Here is a 19,906-nt window from a genome sequence, read left to right on the forward strand (position 1 = left end):
GATTTTAGCAAGTATTGCTACGACTTCTGTATTTGATTTTGGTGTACGATGGGGTTAAAGGAAAATATGAGCTGTGGAGGTGCAAACGGATACTATGAAGCAATCTGATCCTGCATTGACGGAAATAATGGCCGAACTGGCAAAGCTGGGGGATGAGCAGACAAAAAAGACCTTTATCCGCCATGGCGCACAGGAGCCGTTGTTTGGCGTTCGGGTCGGGGATTTGAAAAAACTGGTCCGCAGCGTCAAGAAAAATCAGCAGCTCGTCTATGATTTGTATGATACCGGCAATTCGGATGCGATGTATTTGGCTGGACTGACGATTGACCCCAAGGCAATCTCCAAAGAGCGGCTGCATGATTGGGCTAGAAGAGCGTATTGGTACATGCTGGCCGAATATACGGTAGCAAGTGCCGCTGCTGAAAGTCCGTACGCCCGCGAGCTTGCGCTGGAATGGATGCAATCGGATGAGGAGATGGTAGCCGCATCCGGCTGGAGCGCCTACGCGAATTACTTATCCATAACTCCGGATGAACGGCTGGATCAAGAGGAGATCACCCTATTGCTGGAGCAGGCGGGCCATACCATTCATGAAGAGCGCAACCGGGTCCGTTATACGATGAACGGGTTCGTGATTTCTGTGGGCACTTATGTACAGGATCTGAATGAACTCGCCAAGGATACTGCCCGCCGGATTGGCAAAGTGCATGTTGATGTCGGCCAGACAGCCTGCAAGGTTCCGCTGGCAGCCGATTATATTGAGAAGGTGGAGCAGCGGGGCACTGTAGGCAAGAAACGCAAAACCTGCATTTGCTAAAAAAGAAGGGCTGCCGATAAGTTATGCCTAATACAAAAAGCCGTCCAACCCCGCAGCAGTAACATGCTTCAGGTGACGGCCTCTTTGCGATTCTGGTCTTGCATTCCCTATTAGCTTAGCTTATTTGGCGGCAGCTCCACCCATAATGACGGAATCCTTGGGCAGCAGCAGGGCGAAGAGCCCGAGCAGCGGCAGGAAGGAGCACCATTGAATCATGGAAGTGACTCCATGTGTGTCCATGAGCCAGCCCATAAGCACCGATCCGAGCCCGGCAAGCCCGAATGAGAGACCGAAGAATAATCCGGCGACCGTGCCAACATGACCCGGCAGCAGCTCCTGGGCGTAGACGATAATGACGGAGAAGCCGGACATCAATATCAGACCGATCGCGATACAGAGCAGAACTGAGGTGACTGGTCCCGCGTAAGGCATAAGCAGTGAGAACGGTGCTGTTCCCAGTATGGAGAACCAGATAATCTTCTGTCTCCCGAAGCGATCGGCCAGCGGCCCCCCGATAAAGGTGCCGGCCATGCCCGCGAATTGCAGCGCAAACAGGCAAATTTGGGCACTGGAGAGCGGCAGTCCAAATTTCCCCATGTAATAAAAGGCGTAGTAGCCTGTCATGCTGGCCAAATAGACAAATTTGGAGAAGAGCATCAGAATCAGAATCGCCAGCACATAACCGATGAATGGCTTGCTGAACGACTTTGCTGGCGCAGCCGTACTCCTGCTCTTAGGTTTTGCGGCCCGTTCACGCAGCTGTCTGCCGTACCATTTGCCAATGGCGGACTGCAGCACAATCCCGATGAGAGCAAGCAGTGTAAACCACAAGAATCCGATTTGTCCGATAGGCATGATAATGAAGACGACCATTAGCGGTGCGAGCGCCTGCCCAAAATTGCCCCCTACCTGGAAGACTGATTGGGCGAAGCCTTTGCCCTTGCCTGCCGCGAGATGTGCAACGCGCGAGGATTCCGGATGGAGAACCGATGAGCCGACCCCGATCAGGGCGGAGGCGAGCAGCAGCATGGCGAATGTAGGAGCGAAGGCCAGTCCGATCATTCCAAGCAGGGTGAACAGCATGCCGACGGGCAGCAAGAACGGCATCGGACGCCGGTCTGTGCAGTAGCCGATCAGAGGCTGTAAAATAGAGGCCGTAATGTTGAGCGTAAAGGCAATCCATCCGACCTCGGTAAAGCTTAGTTGCAGATTTTGTTGAAATAACGGAAAGACCGCTGGTACAACCGACTGCATGGCATCATTCAGCAGATGGGCGGCGCTGACACCCAGCAACACCGTCATCGCCGTTGTCTGCGTCGTCTTTACTGTAGAAGCGACAGTTGTTTGTGACATGGTTGAGCATCCTTTCTTTTGAAGTTTATTTTCGATAGGATTTATCGTAGCGGAATGAGGGCAATGCTGTCGTTGTGAATGTTGCTTGGATATTGAGCAATTTTTGCTATAATGGACGGAGGGTGAAAGATGATGCACATGCAAATTATATTTCCGCACATAGAGCTGCACAGTATTGAGAGCAGCTTTGAGAATATGCCTCACTATCATGAGGAGCATTATCAGATTACCGTTCCGCTCCGCGGCAGTTGCCACTTTGTACATGAGAACAGAAAGTTGGCGCTTGCGGCCGGGGATGGGCTGGTGCTGAATCCTCAGGACCGCCACTCCTTTCATTTGGGTCCGGAGGACAAAGTCATCATTTTCAAAATAAATGACCACAGTCTCCATCCGTCAAATGCGCTTAACCCTCCTGAGCTTGAACAGCGGTATCGCTTCAATCCGTCAGAGCTGTCCGTTTTTTTGCAGCAATGGACGTCCTCCCTGTTTACAGTCGAGCCTTCAGATCGTCTGGAAATGGAGGAAAAGGAAGGGCAGATGCTCGAATACGTACATCGCTTGATTTGGGGAAGCGGTCAATTGGAGAAAGAGACTGCGGGGAAGGGTGCATGTACAGGAAAAGATGGAGACGGGCACCTGCACCGGGTGCTGGATTATATTCATGCCCATTACATTGACCAGGTGAGTATCGATGAGCTGGCAGCCGTCGCCCTGCAAAGCCGGTTTCATTTTATCCGGTCCTTCAAATCGCTAACGGGAATGACCCCATATCAATATGTACTCAGACTGCGTATGGAGGAAGCCAGGAAACAACTGCGATACTCGTCAGTGACCATTACAGAAATTAGCTTCGGACTGGGGTTCTCCAGCACAAGCCAATTTTATAGAGTGTTTATGAAATCAACCGGGGTAACCCCGGAGCAATATCGTCTTCAAACCCATTAAAAAGGAGCAAAACCGATATGAGTGAGCAGTACAATGAGCAGGAGCTAATTCAGTTTATCGCGGACAAGACACAAGCACAGGCAGTTGAAATCAAGCTCGTGTTGAAGCACGAACAGGCCTATATCAACGCCCAGCAGGAAGATTCCAAGGGTGAGGTCGATGTGGATATTGATGAGCTGGTGGACTATGTGGTCAGCCGCTCTGACGTCAAGCTGGACGAGCTGACCGTGGAGACGATTTTGGAGACCGAGATGGATTTCCTTATCAAGAAGGGCGTTGCGGGGTATTTGGATTAGGCTATTCAAGCACAAACAGTGCGGACAGCTGCAGGAAAAGCAGCTTCATTTCCCTGCAAAAAGGGCAGTCCCTGTGCCAGGCTCCAAGCCTGAACGCGGGAACTGCCCTTGACTATTTATTTCCTTATCGGACAATCAGAACGGGACATTTGGAGTATTGCGATATTTTATGACTGACGCTTCCCAGCATTAACTCCTTGATTCCGCTTAAGCCGCGGCTTCCGACCACAATCAGGTTGCTGCCGTGCTTATCGGCAAAGTCCAGAATCATCCCTGCGGGATCGCCCGTCATATAGAACGTCTGCACGCCGATAATGCCGGCTTCCTCCGCAAGTGAAGCTGCCTTCTGGAGAATATGCTCGCCTTCTTGCCGGACATTCTCCTTGATGGAAGTAAAGTAGTCCTCCGGCACATAAGCCATACCGATAAAAGCGACCGAAGCGGCAGTTGTTTCTTTGCCCACATATATAATGCTTAGCTCAGATTGCTGTTCTTTTGCCAGATGAAAAGCGGTTTCCAGTATTTGATGGCTGATTTCCGACCCGTCAATTGCAACAACAATGTTATGAAACATATGCCTCAACTCCTTTTTATTTTTATTACCCGCCTGGACAACATTTGTCACAGGTACTTTCTCCCAGCTGGCGATTGTACTCATATTTTGTTCAAGGTAATGGGCTTTACATTTAAAAGTTTACATGTTAGTATTATTTCGATCCTTATGGAAATATAGTCTGGACGAAGGAGGAACAGAAGATGAGAGAAAATCAAGCGGATATCGGGCAAGCCGTCAAGGTGTATAAAGCATTGGGAGAGCCGACAAGAATAAAGATCGCCCTATTGCTTACCGAAGAGATCAATCTATGCTGCTCGGACATTGGGGAACGGCTGGAGTCCATTGCCGGCTCGACATTGTCTCATCATCTGAAGCAGCTGACAGATTGCGGCTTGCTGAACCTCCGCAAAGACGGCACTTATATTTACTATAGCGTCAATCGGGATATCGCAGAGAAATATGCGCCGTATTTATTGGCGTAATTTTTTCACTCTTTGTTTCGATATTTCTAGAAATATAAAGGGAGAGAATCAAGGTCATGAGAAACTCATGGAAGATTTATATGCTGGCTGTAATCAGCTTTTTGGTTGGAACGTCAGAATTTATCATTGCCGGCATATTAGACATTGTAGCGGCAGATGTTGGGGTGTCCGTAGCTGCCGCAGGTCAGCTCATCACGGTATTTTCGCTGGCTTATGCATTCGGTACGCCCGTTCTCATGGCTCTGACGGCCCGGATGGAACGAAGAAAGCTGATGCTGGTCGCTTTGGCTTTATTTTTCCTGGGAAATGCGATGGCAGTTTTCACAACAGGCTTTGCAATGTTGCTGGTCTCCAGAATTGTACTGGCATTAAGCACAGGTGTATTCATCGTGGTCGCGCTCACGGTGGCATCCAAAATCGCCCAGCCGGGCAAGCAAGGGAGTGCGATTGCTACCGTTATTATGGGCTTTAGCGTAGCTCTTATTGTAGGTGTGCCTATCGGCAGAGTCGTTGCAGGCGCGTATGACTGGAAGCTGACCTTTGCCGGCATAGGCGTTCTGAGTCTTGCAGCGATGCTGCTTATATTATTCACCATTCCCAAATCCGCAGCAGAGGCTCCGGTACCTTTGCGGACGCAGCTTGCTCTGCTTAAAAATTCACGCATTGCGGTGGCCTTGTCGGTTACCTTCCTATGGATATTGGGCTACTCGATTGTTTATACGTATATTTCGCCTTTCCTGCTGACAGTAACCGGGATGAGCGAACGAATGGTGAGTATCGGCTTATTCGCATTCGGACTGGCGAGTCTCCTCGGCTCGCAATTGGGCGGTTTTAGTACAGACCGGTGGGGAGCACCCCGTACATTGGTAACCGGATTGCTGCTCCATTCTGCTATCTTATTCTTGCTGACGAGCTTTGCCCAGTCATCTTCGATTGTGATGGTGATGCTGATTCTGTGGGCATTCTCGGCTTGGTCGACAGGTCCGACGCAGCAGGTTAATTTGATAAGCATGGCGCCGGATGCATCGGGCATTATGCTCAGCCTGAACACTTCCATGGTACAGCTGGGAATGGCTGCGGGAGCCGGTATCGGAGGCATCGTGGTGGAACAGGTCTCGCTGCCTGCAGTTGGTTGGATCGGCGGGGCAGGGGTAGGAGTTGCGGCGCTTACCGTCCTTGTGTCCCTGGGCTTCGTCCGTTCCCGGACAGAAGTGAAGGTTGCAATAGCGGCAGCAGATAAACAGAACCTGTAAATTCTGCTGTACGAGAGTACAGGGCAAGGAACGCACTGACCCTAAAGGGAAAAACCAGAAAAAGTTCTGTAAGCGGCCTTTCTCCTCATTCCCGGGGAGCGGAGGCCGTTTTGCATAATATTTAAAAGTACCGGTCAGCAATATGGACATCGTCAAATAAGCCAGGCTGGGCTTCCATTTAAGCAGAGTTGACAATTACACCGTTTTCCTTTATCTTTAAATTAAGATAATTGAAATGCAGAAATTAAATGCAAAAGAGGTGTTGGGAATGGAGCAATCCACAACCGGAGCACTCGACCTTTTTATTGCTTTATCCAGAGCCAGTCAATGGGTGAATGCCCATGCGGACCGGGATATTAGAAGCAATGGGCTCAACCGTACCGAGTTTGGGGTACTGGAGCTGTTATATCATAAAGGGCAGCAGCCAATTCAGCAGATTGGCGGCAAGGTGCTCATGAGCAGCGGCAATATTACCTACGTCGTAGATAAGCTGGAGAAAAAGGAGCTCGTGCGGCGCAAGTCGTGCGCTGAGGACCGCCGCCTGATCTACGCCGAAGTTACCGAGCAGGGCAAAAAGTTTATCGAGGATGTTTTTCCCGGCCATGCGCTCGTTATTCAACAAGCAGTTTCGGGTCTGACCGCGGAAGAGCAGCAATTGGCTTCTATTTTGCTCAAGAAGCTGGGAAGATCAGCCCAGGAGAGCTTTAAGCAGCGGAAACGCAGTGGAGATGATCCGGTATGATAGTTGGCACCCTCTTTTAAAAAGAGGGTGAATGGGCTATTGCATTTTTAAATATTATATCTTTAATTTAAGATTCTTTAATTTAATAAAAATTCATAAAAATTAATGATTCATTTTTGAAAATTGAAGGGAGATTATGAAGATGAGCACGCAAATTGAGATGAATTTTGAAAACTTGGTGAAGGAGCGCCGATCCGCCTCGAAATTTCTCCCGGATGTGGAGATTTCCACGAAAGAATTGGAAGAGATGCTAAGTCTGGTGAAGTTTGCCCCTTCCGCTTTTAACTTGCAGCATTCTCATTATGTTGTCGTAAAAAACCCGGAAGTGAAGCAGAAGGTGTACGAAGCGTCATTCAAGCAATATAAAGTACAGACTGCTTCCGCAGTGCTGGTCGTACTCGGAAATAAAGAGGCATACAAGGACGCCGCCCGGATCAACGAGGGATTGCTGCATCTGGGAGTTTTGAGCAAGCAGGAATATGAATCGACCGTGAGCTCGGTAGAAAGCTTCTATGAAGGCCGCGGGGATACGTTCATGCGGGAGGAAGCCATTCGAAATGCCAGTTTGTCGGCGATGTTATTCATGCTTATTGCCAAGGAAAAGGGCTGGGATACATGCCCGATGATCGGGTTTGATCCAGAGGCGCTGAGTTCCGCCTTGAACATTCCGGACAGCTACGTGCCTGTCCTCATGATTACGCTTGGCAAAGAAGATACGTCCGGTCAAAGGCCGCGCGGCTACCGCAAGCCGGCGGGCGAATTCGTCAGCTACGATACATTTTAAGGAGGGCTTGGAAATGGCCAAACATACAGCAGGCATTCATCATATTACGGCATTTGTCAGAAGCGCCCAGGCAACAGCAGATTTTTATGCCGGAGTATTGGGGCTTAGGCTGGTCAAAAAGACGATCAACTTCGATGCCCCTGAAGTTTACCATCTCTACTTTGGCGATGAGATCGGCAGCCCGGGGACGATTATTACCTTCTTTCCGTGGGCACACTCCCGCAAGGGCAAAATTGGCGGAGGGCAAGTTGGTGTAACCACCTATGCGGTTCCAGAAGGCGCACTTCCTTTCTGGGCGGAACGGCTTGAACGGCTGGGCGTTTCTTTCCACAGGACTGAGCGGTTTGGAGAGCAGTATTTGCAACTGGAGGACCGGGACGGTTTGCAGCTTGAGCTGGTGGAGCGTATGGCAGGGTCATTGAGCAACTGGTCCTTCGGCGGAATTCCCGCGGACAAGGCAATCAAGGGCTTTGGAGGTGCAGTCTTGTATAGTACTTCTCCAAGGGAGACGATGCGGGTGCTGGAGCAGGTTATGGGTCTAGAAAAGACGGCTGAGGAAGGGGATATCATCCGCTTTAAAGCGACCGGGGATCTGGGCAATTTGATTGATATTAAAACCAGCCTCCAGTCTTACAGTGCAGGCGGTGCCGGAACCGTGCATCACATTGCATGGCGTGCGCAGGATGATACGGACCATGAAGCGTGGAGACAGCATGTACAAGCAAGCGGCCTCCAGCCGACGCCAATTGTGGACCGCCAGTATTTCAATGCCATCTACTTCCGGGAGCCCGGCGGCATTTTGTTCGAGATTGCGACTGACCCCCCGGGCTTTGCGAGGGACGAGGAGAAGGATGAACTGGGCAGCAGGCTGATGCTGCCCGAATGGTATGAGCCGCGACGTGCTGAAATTGAGCGCAATCTGGAGCCCTTTGTGGTTCGTGAGCTGGAGGAGGATAAGAAGTGAAGCACATTTTCAAACAGGGCCCGGACCCGTCAGCCCCTGTACTGGTGCTGCTCCATGGCACAGGCGGTACAGAGCGTGATTTGCTCCCGCTAGCAAGCGAGATATCTCCCTCATCCTCCGTGCTGAGCGTACGGGGGAATGTGCTGGAGAACGGAATGCCGCGTTTTTTCCGCCGTCTGGCTGAAGGTGTATTCGACATCGGGGATTTGAAGCTGCGTACACAAGAGTTAAAGGAATTTCTGGACTCCGCGGCTGCTGAATACGGATTGGACCGGAGCCGCTTTGTCGCTGTCGGCTACTCGAATGGGGCCAATATTGCCGGAAGCTTGCTGTTCCATGATGCCGATGCACTGAGCGGAGCTATTCTCCACCATCCGATGGTTCCGATACGGGGAATGGAACTGCCGGACTTGGAGGGACTTAAATGCTTCATTGGCGCTGGCACGAATGATCCAATCTGCTCCCCCGCTGAAACGAAGGAGTTGACGGAGCTGCTGGAAGGAGCAGGCGCGGCAGTGGAGGTTCACTGGGAAGCAGCGGGACACCGCCTGACTTCGTCGGAGGTTGCGGCTGCAGCCGCTTGGTTCAACCGTCAGTTTGGTTGAGGGCATGTTTCTTTACCAGCGGGGCGCCGTAGACACAAGGAATGCCCGGGCTGTGGTGCGAAGCGGCTGCTTCATGCCGGAGAAGTCGCGGAATGCGAGTATTGCGGTCAGAGGCTCAGTCACAGCGGTATTGTCTAAGCAGGTTATAGTTTATATCATTCAACCAAAGAAGCTTCTCCATCCGGGAGAGGCTTCTTTTTGAGCGGTTGGATAATCAACGATGAACGAGGGGCAATGTGTCACTACAGGCTGAAATTCCATACTCTGAAGTGTTGCCCAGTCATATGGCGCAACCGAATATAAGCTCGTATTGCGCCCCGTCTTATTATTCGATACACTCATACTATCGAAAATGATTCTCAATATGAATAAACCTCATATTTCAAATAAATAAATCGGGCCAGTTGAAGGGAGAGCATGAAGTGGATAAAAGAGAGCAAGCGGATGTTTCCGGTTTCCGCAATGACAAGCCGGAACGTGAATATTGTGCGGGCATATCCCAAGCAATGGGTGAAAATCCGGTGGGAACTGCCGGGGTGCAAAGCCATTATTTGCTCGTGGAGGTGCCGATGCCATGGGCGGATAAAATTACAGAGTCAGGCAAATTCCCGGTTGGCATAAATGATGTGCTTAAGAAATGTATGGCACAGGGCTTGCAATTCCGCTTTCTGGCTATATGGTCGGAATTCAACAGCCCCCCGCCCGGACATACACGGGTGATCGAATATCGTCAGCCGGCGGGGGAAATGGTGCCATTCACAAAACGCGAATACCTGGTGCCGACCGAACAAGTAAGTGATCTGGCTGAGACGCTGCTGACCTCAGGCAATGCAGACCGGTTCCGTTCCTGGCTGCAGCCAGATGAAGGAATCCGGGATATACTGGTCTGCACACATGGAAGTCATGATTTGTGCTGCGGCAAGTATGGGTACCCGATATACCGGGAATTGGGAGAAGTATATGCGTCATCACCGGACACGAAATTGCGGGCATGGCGGGTCAGTCATATTGGCGGACACCGGTTTGCGCCAACGCTGATCGATTTCCCGGAGGGGCGCTTCTGGGCGCATGTAACAAGCGAGGCTTTGGATGCTATAGTGAGACGTGAAGGCGCTGCAGCTGATATTATCCGTTATTGCCGGGGTGTAAGCGGCATTGGACCATTTGCACAAGCCGCAGAGTGTGAGCTGTTTGCAAGCAAGGGCTGGGCATGGCTCCAGTACACCAAAGACATGGTCATCCAGAGCCAGAGTGATACAGGGGCTTTAATACAGCTCACGTATCAATCACCGGACGGATCGGATTGTGGAACGTCCGAGTTCGAGGTTTATGTTGCAGGCACAGTCAAGACAGGCGGCTGCGGACATGACAGTGAGGTCAGGCAGTTGGCAGTTCGTTAAAGGTTAATGGATGGGCGGGCCGTACCTCAAAAATATTTAATTCCATAACGTTCGGCAACTGAGCCCCCAAACAGCATAGAGCAATCGCTCTGTGGTTTGGGGGTTTTCTTTTTTTGCCGGAAAAGCTTCTTGACACTTATGATTACATGTGTAATCATAATAACAAAAGGACTACATATGTAATCAATTTGATGGAGGTAGACGTCTTATGGCTGAAATACCGAATATATCAGACGCTGAATGGGAGATTATGAAGGTGCTGTGGAGAAAGTCGCCGATCACTGCACAAGAAGTCGTGGACCAGGTGGCAGAGCCGATGAGCTGGAATCCAAAGACCGTAAAGGCGTTGATCAGCAGACTGGTGAAGAAGCACGCCATCCGTTTTGAAGCAGCAGGCAAGGTCTACTACTATTCTGCTGCTGTGGCTGAGGAGGAATGTGTACGGGAGGAGCGCAAATCATTCCTCAAGCGGATATACGGCGGAGCCTTGTCGCCAATGCTGGCGCATTTTATCCAAGATGAGAAGCTGAGCCGGGAAGAGATAAATGAATTGAAAAAGCTGCTTGAGCAAAAGGAGTAGAGGCCGATGGATATCATCTACCTCACGGAAAAGCTGTTCCAGCATGTGCTGGCGGTAACCCCGGCTGCCGCTGTTCTGATTGTGATGATTCTAATGGTCAGGAAGTGGTTCGGCGCACGAATCAGCCCAAGGATTGTCTATGGCCTGTGGCTGCTGCTCATCGTAAGGCTCGTCATGCCATGGTCGCCGCCAAGCGTCTTTAGCTTGTGGAATGCCGTTCCGGACAAGGTGCTGACCGGCGCAGTGGAGAGCATGAAGGCTTCTCCAGCCGAACAGCTTGCTGCAATTACGAATTCAAGTCCTCCGGTCCCACGTCTGCCATTGCTTCTGGATGCTCCGGCTACAGCCTTGGTATCGCAAGGATTATTTGCATTTTTCCTGGTATGGTTGGCTGTTGCGGGCGGTCTTATGCTCTTGTATCTTGTATCCATCAGTTATTGGAGCTATGCGGTGCATAGAGCTTCCCGGAAATCCGCAGTTGCGCTAGAGGGGCTGCTGGACGAATGCAAGCGCCATGTAGGGGTGCGCCGCAGCGTGGGAATCTATCAGACATCTCTGGTCCATACGCCCATGATGAGTGGTCTTATCAGCCCGCGTATTCTCATCCCGGAGGGGCTGATCGGCAAGCTGGACACTCAGGACTGGAGCAGCATCCTGATGCATGAGCTGGTCCATGTGCGGCGCTGGGATGTGTTTTGGAACCAATTGATGGCTGTCTTGCTGATTGTGAACTGGTTTAACCCGCTTATGTGGGTCGCTTATAAGCGCATGCGAGAGGACCAGGAGCTGTCCTGTGACAGCAGAGTGCTGGAGCATACGGGACGGCTGGAGTACGGGAGGACGCTGCTAAAATTGACGGAGTGGACACAAGCGGGCTATCGGCTGAGCTGGATGTCATGGCTCCCAACGTACTATGCCGGGAAAAAGTCGATGACCAGAAGGAGAGTAGAGATGATTAAACAATTTACGGAAGGCAAACGGGTATGGACGCCGCTGGTCCTCCTGGGACTGGTTGTTGTGATTGTCCTGACCTTTACAGAAAAGGATACTTCCGCTCTGCCGCTTGCAGAGCAGGAGGCGGTTTTCGTCTCGCCTGCTGCCGGCAAGATCAACGTCCGTTTTGCTCAGGAGCATCCGTTTATTTCAATTGCAGGTGAGTCAGGGACTCCGGTATATGCTTCTGCAGAGGGGAAAGTCGAGCAGGCAGATTATGTTCCAGTCGAGGGCAATCACATCCGTATTGCTCATTCAGGAGGCTATGTCACGCTTTACAGTCATCTGGAGCACATTCAGGTTGCCGCGGGGCAACGGGTGCGGGCGGGGGATCAAATCGGTACAATCGGTTCGACCGGCCACAGCACGGGCCCGCATCTGAAGTTTACACTGCTCAAAAATGATAGTCCTGCCGATCCGCTGAAGTGGATCTATCCGGGTGCTGCGAGTCCGGCAGAGCATGATTTTGGCACGGTGTTGAAGTACAAGAACAAGTATATGGGCAATGCGTCCAATCTGATCAATCTGAATCAGAAGCTGCCCTTGGGCGATGTCAGCAAAACATTTCAGCTTTACCCGGAAGATCGGATTGCAGAATTGAACTTTAAAGAAACCCCTGTCAATATGGACGATAGGGAATTTCAGCAGGCAATGCTGTACAGTTTCACCGCGAATTTCGTGCTGATCGACAATTTGGACGGGATGCGCTGGAATCTGGAAGGGCGCTCCTATTATGCGGATCGCAGCAGCATTGAACAATGGTTTGACAAGCCGTTGTCTGCTCTTCAAGACCCGCCGGAATGGCAGCGGCAGGTTGCAGACCGGCTGTCGGATGATGAATGGGTAGAGAGATTTGTGGGGGAGAATATTCAAGAAAGCCGACCCGGTAAGAAATAGGTCTCTGATGTCCATGATTCTAGCGGGTTGTTAGTACGGATTTAGATTGAAATATGCGAAGACAAGGGGGTGTAATTTATGTCTGAGAACTATATCAACCGGATCGTGCAGACATACCCGGACTTATCCATTCATGGCTGGCAGTCGAATGCGATCGGGCAAAATAACGATGTGCTCATTATCAATGAGTCTCTTGTGTTTCGCTTCCCTAAGTATCAGTCCGGCATAGAGTGTTTAATAGAAGAAACCAAAATACTGTCATGTCTGAAAAGCCGGGTATCCATGCCCATTCCCGAGCTGCTGTACACTTCTTTTGAAGAATTGGAAGCAGGGAAGGTATTCACGGGGTATTCTCTGATCCAGGGGAGTCCGTTATGGAAAAAGGATATGGACCAAATTAAACATGAAGATGCGCTGCAAAACTTGGCCGTACAACTTGCAGGATTTCTTATCCAGCTTCATTCTGTTCCAAAAGACGAGCTGTGCACATACGTACAATTGGAGGATCAGAATCCCCGGGAAGAAATGGCTGCGCTATTTGAAGACATTCAAAGCAGGCTGTTTCCTTATATGAGGCAGGATGCAAGGGACGAGACAGCCTGCTCTTTTGAGGCTTTCTTCAGAAGCGAAACTTCTTCAAGCATACAAACCACACTTATTCATGGGGACTTTGGAGATTCAAATATTATATGGAACCCGGCTGCGCGACAAATAGCGGGCATTATCGATTTTGGCGGTTCAGGCCTGGGTGACCCCGCGTATGACTTCGCAGGCTTATTGTCCAGCTACGGGGAAGCTTTTTACAACCGGTGCATTCATCTGTATCCAAATGGCCAAGATATTGCGAAGCGGGTTGAGTTTTACAGAAGCACATTCGCCTTGCAGGAGGCTTTGCATGGATTAGAGCATCAGGACAGACAAGCCTTTGAGAATGGTATTCAAGCCTACAGATAGCTGCCGATATGGCGAATCAAAGTTCAAAAGACGAAAAATACGCCTGTATCCCTCACGAATGGCTGAGGAATACAGGCGTATTTTTAAACCGGCATATAAACGCTCAAACGGGTAGTAGCACTTAGCGGTAATAGAAGGATGAAACCTCATTTGCCTACGATAATATCAGATTTTAATCCTTATTGCTGCCCGTTTGGATAGACCATTACTTTGAGGCTGCCGCTCTTGTTGGTGAGTGCCCGTTCAAGCGCTTCCCGGGTCTGCTCCAGCGTATAGCGGTCTGTGATCAGAGCGTCAATATCGACCAGCCTCGAGGCCAAAAACTCGATTCCGCTCGGATACGTATTCGCATACCGGAAAATGCCGTAGATATCCAGCTCATTATCAGCAATAAACGGAATATTGAGCGGAATTTCGTCCTGGGCAGGCAGACCGACTATCGCCAGTTTGCCGCCCCTGCGCAGCGAAGCCATAGCAGATTGCAGAGCCCGGGGATTCCCGGCGGTCTCCCAGGCCACATCGACACCCTCATCATTCGTGAGGCTTTTGATGACCGCAACAGCATCCTGCTCCCGGACATTGATGGCATGTGTCGCTCCCATCCGCTTGGCAGCCTCCAGACGGATGGGCTCCAGATCGGTGACAAAGATTTGGGCGGCGCCAAAGGCCTTGGCTGCCGCCACCGCCATCAGACCGACAGGTCCCATGCCCATGATGGCTACTGTAGATCCGGGCTGGAGACGGCTGCGTTTGGCGGCATGAATGCCGACCGAAAATGGCTCATTCAGTGCTGCTGCCTCATAGGAGAGGGAATCAGGAATCGGGAATACAAAGTCCTCCCGCATTTTAATATATTGAACGAATGCCCCGTCATAGGGCGGTGTCGCGAGAAATTCCACTTTAGGGCACAGATTATAGCGTCCTTCCTTGCATGCCCGGCATTTGCCGCAGGTAACGCCAGGCTCCACAGCGACACGGTCTCCCGGTTTGAAGCGGGTTACGCCTTCGCCGACTGCGCTAATTTCCCCGGCACATTCATGTCCGAGAATAATCGGCTTTTGTACAATGTAGCTGCCAATTCTGCCATTCTCATAATAGTGGACATCAGAGCCGCATACACCGACTGCCATTACTTTAATCAGAACTTCTCCGGGACCTGCTTGGGGCACCGGCAGCTCCTGAATGGCAATTTCCCCTGGCCGGGGCATAACCGCTGCTTTCATGGTTGCTGGAATACTTGATTGTGTCATGTAAACGCTCTCCATTCTGTCGGTTACTATATACTGCGAGGCTTGGAGCCTGCTTGACTCCATTTTAACCCTGAAGCAGACAGGGGGCAATGTAAAAAAGAACCCGCTTCCACACAAGGTGAACCCCATGGACTATCGGATTAACCAAAGGGTTGTTCCAATGTCACTGCAAGGGGAACGCTCAGGCTGTGGCAAGAGGGTTCTTGGTTGTTCTGATTTGAAAATTAGCGGGCGTGAATCTCTGCGAAGCGTTTGGAGATTCCCACGATGACCGTTGATGCTTTCACCATGTTATCGACAGACACGAATTCATATTTCCCGTGATAATTCTCCCCGCCGGTGAAAATATTCGGAGTCGGCAGACCCATGTACGAGAGCTGCGAGCCATCCGTGCCGCCGCGAATCGGCTTGACGATTGGCTGAATGCCGAGACCAACCATAACCTCGTGTGCGGTATTGACGATTTCTTTTACCGGTTCAATCTTGTCTCTCATATTGTAATACTGGTCTTTCAGCTCCAGCGTGATCCGGTCTTCGCCGTAAACAGTTTGCAACTCCTTCACAATGCTGGAGAGCTTCTCCTTGCGGGCTTCGAACTGGTCGCGCTTAAAGTCGCGGATGATGTACTGGAGCTTCGTTTCCTCTACATTGCCGCTCATCGAGGTCAGATGGAAGAACCCTTCATAGCCCTCCGTATGCTCCGGCGCTTCCTTGGCTGGCAGCTTGCTGTGCAGTTCCATCGCCATTTTGGTGGAGTGGATCATTTTATTTTTGGCTGTGCCCGGGTGCACATTGACGCCCTTGCAGACTATCTTGGCTGCTGCGGCATTGAAGCTCTCGTACTCCAGCTCGCCCAGTGGACCACCGTCTACCGTATAGGCAAAATCTGCACCGAAAGCTTTCACATCAAACTTATGCGGCCCGCGGCCAATTTCCTCGTCAGGTGTAAAGGCGACTCTGAGCTTGCCATGCTTGATTTCCGGATGATCAATCAGATAGTGCATAGCTACCATGATCTCGGCAATGCCTGCTTTGTTGTCAGCGCCAAGGAGAGTCGTTCCGTCCGTCGTAATGAGAGTCTGTCCTTTATAGCCGGACAGCGCAGGGAAGTCACGAGGCGAGAGAATAACAGATTGCCCGGCATTCAGTACAATGTCCCCGCCATCATAATTTTCCACCAGTTGCGGATTGACGCCCGCGCCAGTCAGCTCGGTAGCTGTGTCCAGGTGCGCCAGAAAACCGATTGTTGGCACGGGGCCATCTGCGTTGGCCGGAAGTGTCGCCATGACATAGCCATTCTCGTCCAGTGTCACCTCCTGCATGCCGATCTCTTTCAGCTCCTCAACCAGCTTATTAGCAAGGATAAGCTGCCCTGGTGTAGTCGGACAGGTAGAGCTATTATCATCAGACTGTGTATCTATACGGGCATAGGAAGTAAAACGGTCAATTAATTCTTGTTTCAATGGATATTGCGCTCCTTTCGGTTGAGCCCAGACTTGAACTTGAATTGCTGGAATACATTATGTCCTTTATTGTAGCACGACATAACCGGGATAGGGCAAGGAGCAGTAGGGAAAGGAAGTTTGATAAGTCATGCACGCCTTAAAGTCAGTGATGTCACCGCATTGGGAGAAAAACGAATCGCTATCGGTATACCAACCAATTAACAGTCGCATATGCGAAAGAATACCCCCACAGTCACCCTGCAGGGGTATTCTCATTGCCAGCCTGGATGTAACTGGCTCTATGAATGTGAAGTCTACGTTGTTCTTAGCTTATGCCTGATACAATTTCACAATATGTTCAACCACGTCGGCCTTGGAAAGCTCAACTACGGTCTGGTATTGCGGCTTATCGAAAAGCTGGCTAATCTGTGCAGGGAACTCCTGCTTAATGTTGACGAGTTGAATCGACTCGTCGAATTTCGCCGGATGCGCAGTTGCCAGTGTAACCGTAATTTCACCACTAAAGGTAAACCGGCCGGAAGCTGCAATTCCACAGGCGGTATGCGGATCAAGAAGATAGCCAGCCGACTCGTAGCCAGTGCGAATCGTTTCGAGGCACTCATCATTTCTCACGCCATGGGCTGCAAAATCGGCTTGGACCTGCTTCAGCTTCTCGCTGTCGATTACGATTTTTCCCTCCGTCTTGAACTGGTTCATCAAGCCGGCAACCTGTGAAGCATCTTCATTGCAGAGATAGAACAGGTAGCGTTCAAAGTTGCTCGCAATCTGAATATCCATGGACGGGCTGTGGGTAATGTGGAATTCACCCGGCTGGTACACGCCTTCTTTGATGAAGCGCTCCAGAATATTATTTTCATTGGTAGCCAGAATGAGCCTGTTAACCGGCAATCCCATTTGCTTCGCCAGATAGCCTGCAAAAATATCTCCGAAGTTGCCTGTCGGCACACTGAAATTCACTTTGGCTCCCGGAGCGTCCGCTGTCACCCGGAAGTAAGCGTAGAAATAGTAAACCGTCTGCGCCAGAATACGGGCAAAGTTGATCGAGTTGATTGCACGCAGATGGTATTGATTTTTGAATTCAACGTCGGCAAACAGCTCCTTGATGAGTGTCTGGCAGTCATCGAAGTTGCCTTTTACCGCAAGATTGAGTACATTGGCATCCTCGACAGTCGTCATTTGCAGCTCTTGAACCTTGCTCACACGCTGGTGCGGATGCAGAATACAGATGCGAATGCCTTCCTTGCCGCGCACGCCTTCAATCGCGGAAGCGCCGGTATCGCCTGAGGTGGCGCCGAGAATATTGATAATGCTGTTGCGTTTGCGGGCAATGTAAGAATACAGATTGCCAAGGAACTGCAGCGCCACGTCCTTGAATGCAAAGGTAGGACCGTGGAACAGCTCCAGTACATAAGAATCGTCACGCAGTTTGCGGACAGGTGTTATATCGGAATCCCTGAACGTGGAGTAGCTGGCTTCAATCAGCTCCTTCAGCTCGTCCCGGGGAATTTCTTCGTTAATATAGCGGGAGAAAATTTCCAGCGCGAGTTCTTTGTAGCCCAGCTTGCTCCAGCTTGCCAATTCAGCCTCGGATAATTGGGGAATTTGCTTCGGAATGAGCAATCCTCCATCATCAGCCAGCCCCATGAGCACGGCATCAATAAAGCCGACCTCTCCAACATTCCCTCGTGTGCTTATATAGTTCATTTGCATCCCCTCAAATGTGCAATTTGCTGTTTATTATATCATAAAACTCCGACTTATGACGTGTGATCTGTCCCATTATGCGGCATTCGCAGGAAAAGAAAATCAGGCAGGAATACGGGGGTTATAGGGGCCAAATGGAAATCGATGATTTTTTTGCATTTCCCATGGTAATTTCGACGAAATCTGATATGATATATAGCGGGATTTTTGCGGCTTGTCCGTGCCCATCAATGAGACAACGACGCCAAGACCGGAATTGCCTGTGACAGGGCAACCGGTATGTGCGCTTGCTGTAGTCATAAAACCACATCTATTAAAAGGAGTGCTTAAGTTTGGGTCAGCCACGTGAAATTCAAGTCGACGAACGTCTGCCGCTGCTAAAGAGCCTGCCGCTCAGCCTGCAGCATTTGTTCGCCATGTTCGGTTCGACAGTGCTTGTCCCGATTCTGTTCCAAGTTGATCCGGCAACGATCCTCTTGATGAATGGTATTGGAACCCTGCTTTATATCTTGATTTGTAAGGGGGAAATTCCGGCCTATCTCGGATCAAGCTTTGCTTTCTTGTCCCCGGTTCTGACTGTTCTTAGTACAGGGCATTCCTATGAGCAAGTGCTTGGAGGCTTCATTGTCAGTGGTGTTATCTTTATCATCGTAGCACTCATTATCAGTAAGGCAGGGACAGGCTGGCTGGACATCGTGTTCCCTCCGGCAGCAATGGGCGCTATTATCGCCGTTATCGGTCTTGAGCTGGTGCCGGTTGCGGCGCGCATGGGCGGTTTCATTGCTCCTGAAAACCCTGCAGATGCTGCTGCATGGGTAATGGACCCAACAGCTGTACTCATTGCTTGTGTGACCCTGTTCACGATCGTCATTTCGAACGTGATGCTGCGCGGCTTTTTGAAAATCATCGCGATTCTGATTGGTCTGGTTGTCGGTTATGTACTGGCTTACTTCCTGGGGTATGTAAATTTTGCCCCGGTCGTGGACGCGTCCCTGTTCTCTGTACCTACCTTCTATGCGCCTAAGTTCGAGCTGTCCGTTATCGCAATTATTGCGCCGGCAGCGCTGGTTGTTATTGCAGAACATATCGGGCACCTGATTGTAACAAGCAAAATTGTAAACCGTGACCTCTCCAAGGACCCTGGTCTTGACCGCTCCCTGATGGGGAACGGTATATCTACCGTATTGTCCGGTTTTGTCGGCTCTACGCCAAACACGACTTATGGAGAAAATATCGGCGTTCTGACGATCACCCGCGTCTACTCGGTATGGGTTATCGGCGGTGCGGCGGTTATCGCAGTTGTGCTATCGTTCCTTGGCAAGCTGGCTGCTCTTATTAATACGATTCCTGATCCGGTAAAAGGCGGCATCTCGCTGCTGCTGTTCGGGGTAATCGCAGTATCCGGTATCCGGATGCTGGTGGAGACGAAGGTCGACTATTCCAAAACGACCAACCTGCTGCTCACCAGCATTGTGCTTGTTGTCGGCTTGAGCGGGTTTTCGCTCAACATCGGCAGCTTCAGCCTGAAAGGGATGGCGCTGGCGACGGTGTTGTCCATTGTGCTCAGCCTGTTCTTCAAGCTGATTGAGAAATTGAACCTTTCAGATGAAACACCTGAGAAAAGCGGTCATTAATCTGCTGGCTATCATAACTAATGTTGGAGTAAAAAAGAACCTGAGGAAGCGAATCGCCGCTTTCTCAGGTTCTTTTCAATTTCTCATTCTTTATAATGTGAAGGGTTCCTCATAAAAAAGCTATCACAAATTGCTGCTTATTGCCAATAAGGCTGGAGGTTAATAAGGAATATAATTTTAAGTTTATAAATATTGGATATTTTCTTGAGTTCATGCAAGTGATCCCCACTA

Annotated in this window: 19 protein-coding genes; 14 read left to right on the top strand and 5 right to left on the bottom strand. The window is 50.5% G+C overall.

Translation table 11 applies throughout. From position 1 onward, the window contains the following. Window positions 1-94: 94 nt before the first annotated feature. The gene (locus tag H583_RS0102605; protein ID WP_028559100.1) at window positions 95-817 is read left to right on the top strand and encodes a DNA alkylation repair protein; all 723 of its coding nucleotides are present in this window, start codon (window positions 95-97) and stop codon (window positions 815-817) included. Between the two features lie 120 nt (window positions 818-937). Here H583_RS0102605 and H583_RS0102610 read toward each other — a convergent pair whose 3' ends face one another. Next, window positions 938-2,170: an MFS transporter gene (locus H583_RS0102610; protein ID WP_028559101.1), complete on the bottom strand. Its 1,233-nt coding sequence runs from the start codon at window positions 2,168-2,170 to the stop codon at window positions 938-940. Between the two features lie 129 nt (window positions 2,171-2,299). Between H583_RS0102610 and H583_RS0102615 the strand changes: the two genes are divergently transcribed. Together H583_RS0102615 and H583_RS0102620 are read left to right on the top strand one after the other, a co-directional pair. Further along, window positions 2,300-3,115 (top strand): AraC family transcriptional regulator, encoded by an 816-nt coding sequence (locus H583_RS0102615; RefSeq protein ID WP_051235890.1) that lies wholly within the window; start codon window positions 2,300-2,302, stop codon window positions 3,113-3,115. Window positions 3,116-3,132: 17 nt separating this feature from the next. Next, window positions 3,133-3,411 carry a hypothetical protein gene (locus tag H583_RS0102620; protein WP_028559103.1) on the top strand — a complete coding sequence of 93 codons (279 nt, stop codon included), beginning with the start codon at window positions 3,133-3,135 and terminating at the stop codon, window positions 3,409-3,411. 124 nt (window positions 3,412-3,535) lie between these two features. Here H583_RS0102620 and H583_RS0102625 read toward each other — a convergent pair whose 3' ends face one another. Beyond that, window positions 3,536-3,985 (bottom strand): universal stress protein, encoded by a 450-nt coding sequence (locus tag H583_RS0102625; protein ID WP_028559104.1) that lies wholly within the window; start codon window positions 3,983-3,985, stop codon window positions 3,536-3,538. 182 nt (window positions 3,986-4,167) lie between these two features. On the opposite strand from H583_RS0102625, the gene H583_RS0102630 reads away from it, so the two are divergent. From H583_RS0102630 to H583_RS0102680, 10 genes are all read left to right on the top strand, one after another. Further along, complete coding sequence (locus tag H583_RS0102630) at window positions 4,168-4,449, top strand: ArsR/SmtB family transcription factor (RefSeq protein ID WP_028559105.1); 282 nt, start codon at window positions 4,168-4,170, stop codon at window positions 4,447-4,449. A gap of 56 nt (window positions 4,450-4,505) precedes the next feature. Next, window positions 4,506-5,702, top strand: a complete 1,197-nt coding sequence (locus H583_RS0102635; protein WP_028559106.1) for an MFS transporter — start codon at window positions 4,506-4,508, stop codon at window positions 5,700-5,702. 268 nt (window positions 5,703-5,970) lie between these two features. Continuing rightward, the gene (locus tag H583_RS0102640; protein WP_028559107.1) at window positions 5,971-6,444 is read left to right on the top strand and encodes a MarR family winged helix-turn-helix transcriptional regulator; all 474 of its coding nucleotides are present in this window, start codon (window positions 5,971-5,973) and stop codon (window positions 6,442-6,444) included. Between the two features lie 142 nt (window positions 6,445-6,586). After that, window positions 6,587-7,228: a nitroreductase family protein gene (locus H583_RS0102645; protein ID WP_245585827.1), complete on the top strand. Its 642-nt coding sequence runs from the start codon at window positions 6,587-6,589 to the stop codon at window positions 7,226-7,228. A 13-nt stretch (window positions 7,229-7,241) separates the two neighbouring features. Further along, on the top strand, window positions 7,242-8,192 hold the full coding sequence (locus H583_RS0102650) for a ring-cleaving dioxygenase (protein WP_028559109.1): 951 nt from the start codon (window positions 7,242-7,244) through the stop codon (window positions 8,190-8,192). Beyond that, entirely contained in the window at window positions 8,189-8,797 is a 609-nt protein-coding gene (locus H583_RS0102655) for an alpha/beta hydrolase (RefSeq protein ID WP_028559110.1), read from the top strand. The genes H583_RS0102650 and H583_RS0102655 overlap by 4 nt, the downstream gene beginning before the upstream one ends. Window positions 8,798-9,219: 422 nt before the next feature. After that, entirely contained in the window at window positions 9,220-10,197 is a 978-nt protein-coding gene (locus H583_RS31670) for a ferredoxin family protein (RefSeq protein ID WP_051235892.1), read from the top strand. Between the two features lie 208 nt (window positions 10,198-10,405). Beyond that, complete coding sequence (locus H583_RS0102670; RefSeq protein WP_028559112.1) at window positions 10,406-10,777, top strand: BlaI/MecI/CopY family transcriptional regulator; 372 nt, start codon at window positions 10,406-10,408, stop codon at window positions 10,775-10,777. A 6-nt stretch (window positions 10,778-10,783) separates the two neighbouring features. Beyond that, a complete protein-coding gene (locus tag H583_RS35070) occupies window positions 10,784-12,667 on the top strand; it encodes a M56 family metallopeptidase (RefSeq protein WP_028559113.1) in 1,884 nt (627 codons plus the stop codon). Window positions 12,668-12,745: 78 nt separating this feature from the next. Further along, a complete protein-coding gene (locus tag H583_RS0102680) occupies window positions 12,746-13,621 on the top strand; it encodes a phosphotransferase family protein (RefSeq protein ID WP_028559114.1) in 876 nt (291 codons plus the stop codon). Between the two features lie 179 nt (window positions 13,622-13,800). Here the strand turns inward: H583_RS0102680 and H583_RS0102685 are convergent, their stop codons facing one another. From H583_RS0102685 to thrC, 3 genes are all read right to left on the bottom strand, one after another. Further along, the gene (locus H583_RS0102685) at window positions 13,801-14,871 is read right to left on the bottom strand and encodes an NAD(P)-dependent alcohol dehydrogenase (RefSeq protein WP_028559115.1); all 1,071 of its coding nucleotides are present in this window, start codon (window positions 14,869-14,871) and stop codon (window positions 13,801-13,803) included. Window positions 14,872-15,095: 224 nt separating this feature from the next. Continuing rightward, window positions 15,096-16,334, bottom strand: a complete 1,239-nt coding sequence (pepT, locus tag H583_RS0102690) for a peptidase T (RefSeq protein WP_028559116.1) — start codon at window positions 16,332-16,334, stop codon at window positions 15,096-15,098. A 312-nt stretch (window positions 16,335-16,646) separates the two neighbouring features. Continuing rightward, on the bottom strand, window positions 16,647-18,041 hold the full coding sequence (gene thrC / locus H583_RS0102695; protein ID WP_028559117.1) for a threonine synthase: 1,395 nt from the start codon (window positions 18,039-18,041) through the stop codon (window positions 16,647-16,649). Between the two features lie 332 nt (window positions 18,042-18,373). Between thrC and uraA the strand changes: the two genes are divergently transcribed. Continuing rightward, entirely contained in the window at window positions 18,374-19,675 is a 1,302-nt protein-coding gene (gene uraA / locus H583_RS0102700; RefSeq protein WP_028559118.1) for a uracil permease, read from the top strand. The last annotated feature ends 231 nt before the right edge of the window (window positions 19,676-19,906 follow it).

The organism is Paenibacillus pinihumi DSM 23905 = JCM 16419, from assembly GCF_000422505.1.
Lineage (GTDB): Bacteria > Bacillota > Bacilli > Paenibacillales > Paenibacillaceae > Paenibacillus_D > Paenibacillus_D pinihumi.